This window comes from Promineifilum sp. (SeqCode) (genome assembly GCF_041918635.1).
Taxonomy (GTDB): Bacteria; Chloroflexota; Anaerolineae; order Promineifilales; family Promineifilaceae; genus Promineifilum.
In genome coordinates this window covers 1-3,242 of the sequence record NZ_JAYRVJ010000539.1, presented here as the reverse complement: position 1 = coordinate 3,242, position 3,242 = coordinate 1, and the positions used below count along the sequence as shown (strand labels likewise).

Annotated in this window: 4 protein-coding genes; 1 reads left to right on the top strand and 3 read right to left on the bottom strand. The window is 65.7% G+C overall.

Annotated features, from left to right (window positions below; all coding sequences use genetic code 11):
- Positions 1–82 precede the first annotated feature (82 nt).
- Positions 83–1,072: a PrsW family intramembrane metalloprotease gene (locus ACE3UY_RS16220; RefSeq protein WP_374688536.1), complete on the top strand. Its 990-nt coding sequence runs from the start codon at positions 83–85 to the stop codon at positions 1,070–1,072.
- A 59-nt stretch (positions 1,073–1,131) separates the two neighbouring features.
- Here the strand turns inward: ACE3UY_RS16220 and ACE3UY_RS16215 are convergent, their stop codons facing one another.
- The 3 genes from ACE3UY_RS16215 to ACE3UY_RS16205 are packed head-to-tail and all read right to left on the bottom strand — an operon-like array spanning position 1,132 to position 2,798.
- A complete protein-coding gene (locus ACE3UY_RS16215) occupies positions 1,132–1,638 on the bottom strand; it encodes a DinB family protein (RefSeq protein ID WP_374688535.1) in 507 nt (168 codons plus the stop codon).
- Positions 1,639–1,653: 15 nt separating this feature from the next.
- Complete coding sequence (locus ACE3UY_RS16210) at positions 1,654–2,403, bottom strand: HAD family hydrolase (RefSeq protein ID WP_374688534.1); 750 nt, start codon at positions 2,401–2,403, stop codon at positions 1,654–1,656.
- A gap of 50 nt (positions 2,404–2,453) precedes the next feature.
- Positions 2,454–2,798, bottom strand: a complete 345-nt coding sequence (locus ACE3UY_RS16205) for a hypothetical protein (RefSeq protein WP_374688533.1) — start codon at positions 2,796–2,798, stop codon at positions 2,454–2,456.
- Positions 2,799–3,242 lie beyond the last annotated feature (444 nt).

Genomic DNA, 3,242 nt, shown 5'->3' with positions numbered 1-3,242 from the left:
CCCCCCCGCCCCCCTGCCCCCCCGCGCTTCCTCAAGTATAATCTCCCGTCAGAGACAATTGTAACATGAACACAGGACGACGATGACCGACGGCAACGTGCTTTTCCTTTCCATCCTGGCCGCCGCGCTGCCGGTGCTGGCCTATGCCGGGCTGATCTATTGGGCCGACCGGTATGAGAAGGAGCCGTGGTGGCTGCTGGCGGCGGCCTTCCTGTGGGGGGTGCTGCCGGCGGCGCTGCTGGCGATCTTCTTCAACATGGTCTTCAGTGTCCCGTTCTACTTGCTGCTGGACGCCGGGTCGGCCGAGCGTTTCAGCGCCGGCCTCGTCGCCCCGCTGGTCGAGGAGACGGCCAAAGGCATCGCCCTCTTCCTCATCCTCTTCTTCTGGCGGCACGAACTCGACAGCCCGCTCGACGGCATCATCTACGGCGCGATGGTCGGCATGGGCTTCGCCATGGTGGAGAACGTCCTCTACTACGTCTCCGCCTTCCAGGAGAGTGGCGCGGCCGGCTGGGGCGCGGTGGTCGTCATGCGCGGCGTCCTCTTCGGCCTCAGCCACGCCCTCTACGCCTCGCTGACCGGCCTGGGCATCGCTGTGGCCCGGCTGAGCCGGCGCTGGCCGGTGCGAATCGGCGCGCCGCTGCTCGGATGGAGCGCGGCCGTCTTCCTCCACGCCACCCACAACGTCACCATGTCCGGCGGTACGGCGCTGGCCTTCCTGGCGGGTCTGACGTTCGATTGGGGCGGGGTGCTGATCACGACGGCAATCATCCTGCTGGCGCTCTATCAGGAGCGGCGCTGGATGCGCGACTATCTGGCCGAGGAGGTCGGGCGGGGGGTGCTGAGCGCGGACGAGTACGCCATCGTCCCCTCGGCGCTAAGCCGCACGCGCCACCGGTTGGGACTGCTGACGAGCGAGGGCATGGCGGCCTACCGGCGCAGCGGCCGGCGCTTCCAGCAGTGCAGCGAGCTGGCCTACCACAAGCGCCACCACGCCCACTTCGGCGACCCCCGCAGCCTCCAACTCGCCGAGCGCGTACGAAATGAATTAACCACGGATGAACACGGATAAGACGGATGAACACGGATAAGACGGATGAACACGGATTGAACATTGGGTTAAATCCGTGTTCATCCGTTCAATCCGTGAAAATCCGTGGTTAATTCATCCATCTGCCGGCCGTGGACGCGGTCGTGCTGGACGGCCAGGTAGACCAGTTCGTGCAGCGACATGGGACCGAAGAACGTGTGCTGCCCCTGCCGCTCCCAGACCGCCTCCGGCAGCGGGGCCAGCAGGGCGATGGTCTCGTCGCGCGCGGCCACAAAGTCAGCCGCCGCCCGCCGCCCGTTCTGCAGGCGATAGGCGCGCGCTTCGGCCCACTCGTCGGCATCCACGCCGGGCAGGAAGGCGTCGTCGTCTTCCAGCAGCGCCCTCAGCCGGGCCTGGTGCACCTCGCGTTCCACGTCACGCAAGTGGCAGGCGACCTCGGTCAGCGACCACTCGCCCGGCGCGGGCGACCACGACCAGTCGCGGCCCACGTCCTCGGCCAGTTCGGCCACGCGCTCGCGGAAGGCGGCCAGCTCGGCCAGCAGGTCAGTGATGGGCGGCGGGTTGAGCAGGGTGCGGTCGTTGGTCATGGGCGGGGCGGCGGTTCAGGCGGCCGGCGGGCGGAGGCGTTCCAGCCAGCCCCCGCCCACCAGTTCGGCCAGCGCATCCAGCGATCCCTGGCCGCTCAGCAGGCGCGTGTCGGGCGGCTCGGCATCCACGGGGGCGATCCAGTAGGTGAACAGCCCCACCTCAGCCGCCGGGGCGATGTCGTTGCGCCAGTCGTCGCCGACCATGAGCGCCCGGCCCGGCTCACAGCTGATGACCGACAGGATTTCGCGGTAGTAGGCGGGCTGCGGCTTGGCGGCGTGCATGTTCTCGTAGGCGGTCACCAGGGCGTAGTCGTAGGTATCGACCGGCACGCCCGCCCAGGCCAACCGCTGCTCGATGGCCGCCAGCGGGAAGAGCGGGTTGGTGGCGATGACCACGTGCAGGCCCCTGTCGAACGCCGCCCGCACCAGGCCGGCCGCCGCCGGCCGCAGGACGGTCGAGGGCTGGAGTCGGGCGAACTCCGTCTCATAGAAGCGGCGGAAGAACGGCTCCAGGTCGGCGCGCCGGCCGCCGGTCAACCCCTCGAAGGCGGCCCAGAAGACCTCGGCGTTGGTGCGCGTCGGGTCGGTGTTGCGGATGGCCGTCTGGGTGGCCTGGATGAGGTGGGGCAGGAAGGTCGCCTCGTCCACCTGAGGGCGGGCGTACTCGCTCAGCAGGGCGAAGTAGCGCCGCATGAAGGTGTCGATGTCGTTGCCCAGCAGGGTGTCGTCCAGATCGAACAGGATGGCCTGAATGGGGAAAGTCATGGTCTCTGTGTCTGGCCTCCGTGTTGCTCTGTGTTCCTCTTATGGCTCCATTAGTCTAGATTCTCGAACAGTTCGCGCAAGCCGGGCCGTTCGGCGGCGCACTTGGGGCAGCCCACTTCGGGCCGGTCAACGTCGATCAGGTGGCGACTGCAGAAGGCCCGCACCGCGACGTGGCGGTTGAGGCCCAGGATGCCCGGCTTGACCGTGGCCTCCAGCACCAGGTTGGGGCTGCTGTTGGCTTGCAGGATTTCAGGCACGGGGCAGGTGAAGCAGTCCTTCGGCCGCCACTGGGGGGAGTGGGCGTTGGCCTTGATGAGCCGGCACTCCTGCACGGAGCGCCCGCGGAAGAAGTCCTGATAGTAGAAGCGGCACTCTTTGCCGGCGGGTGTGATCAAAAGCTCCACCTAGTCGCGCGTCCGCTTGGGACGCTGCCTCTTTTGCAAGAAGCATATAGAGTATGCGAACAAAGACCAAGTTTAGTCGAAATATCGGCAGTACCAAGTAATTCTCGGACTACTCTAGCATTTCCCCCAATGCGGTCTTCACTAAAAGCAAAACACCGCGACTTGGCGGTGTTTTGTGCAAACCAGGTGGACCTGGGTAGAGTATGCGGCCACTCGAGGTTCTGACCCCCGATTTAAGCCCCAGAGGCCGGCTTACCGGCATGGTTCCAGGCTAGGCCATGGGTCGAATGATTCTATGTGAGAACCATCTCTATTACGAAATTAAACAGCCCTGAGCTTACAAATTAGCTTAACCTCGGCTGAGGAACCCGCGTGCCGTGGTTGCTCCTGCAGTGGATCAGACGATCTACCCCCTGAACCAACCGCCCTCGTTGT

What these genes read in the sequence shown, in the direction of transcription:
- ACE3UY_RS16220 (WP_374688536.1), top strand. Translation starts at nt 83, where the DNA reads ATGACCGACGGCAACGTGCTTTTCCTTTCCATCCTGGCCGCCGCGCTG.
- ACE3UY_RS16215 (WP_374688535.1), bottom strand. Translation starts at nt 1,638, where the DNA reads ATGACCAACGACCGCACCCTGCTCAACCCGCCGCCCATCACTGACCTG.
- ACE3UY_RS16210 (WP_374688534.1), bottom strand. Translation starts at nt 2,403, where the DNA reads ATGACTTTCCCCATTCAGGCCATCCTGTTCGATCTGGACGACACCCTG.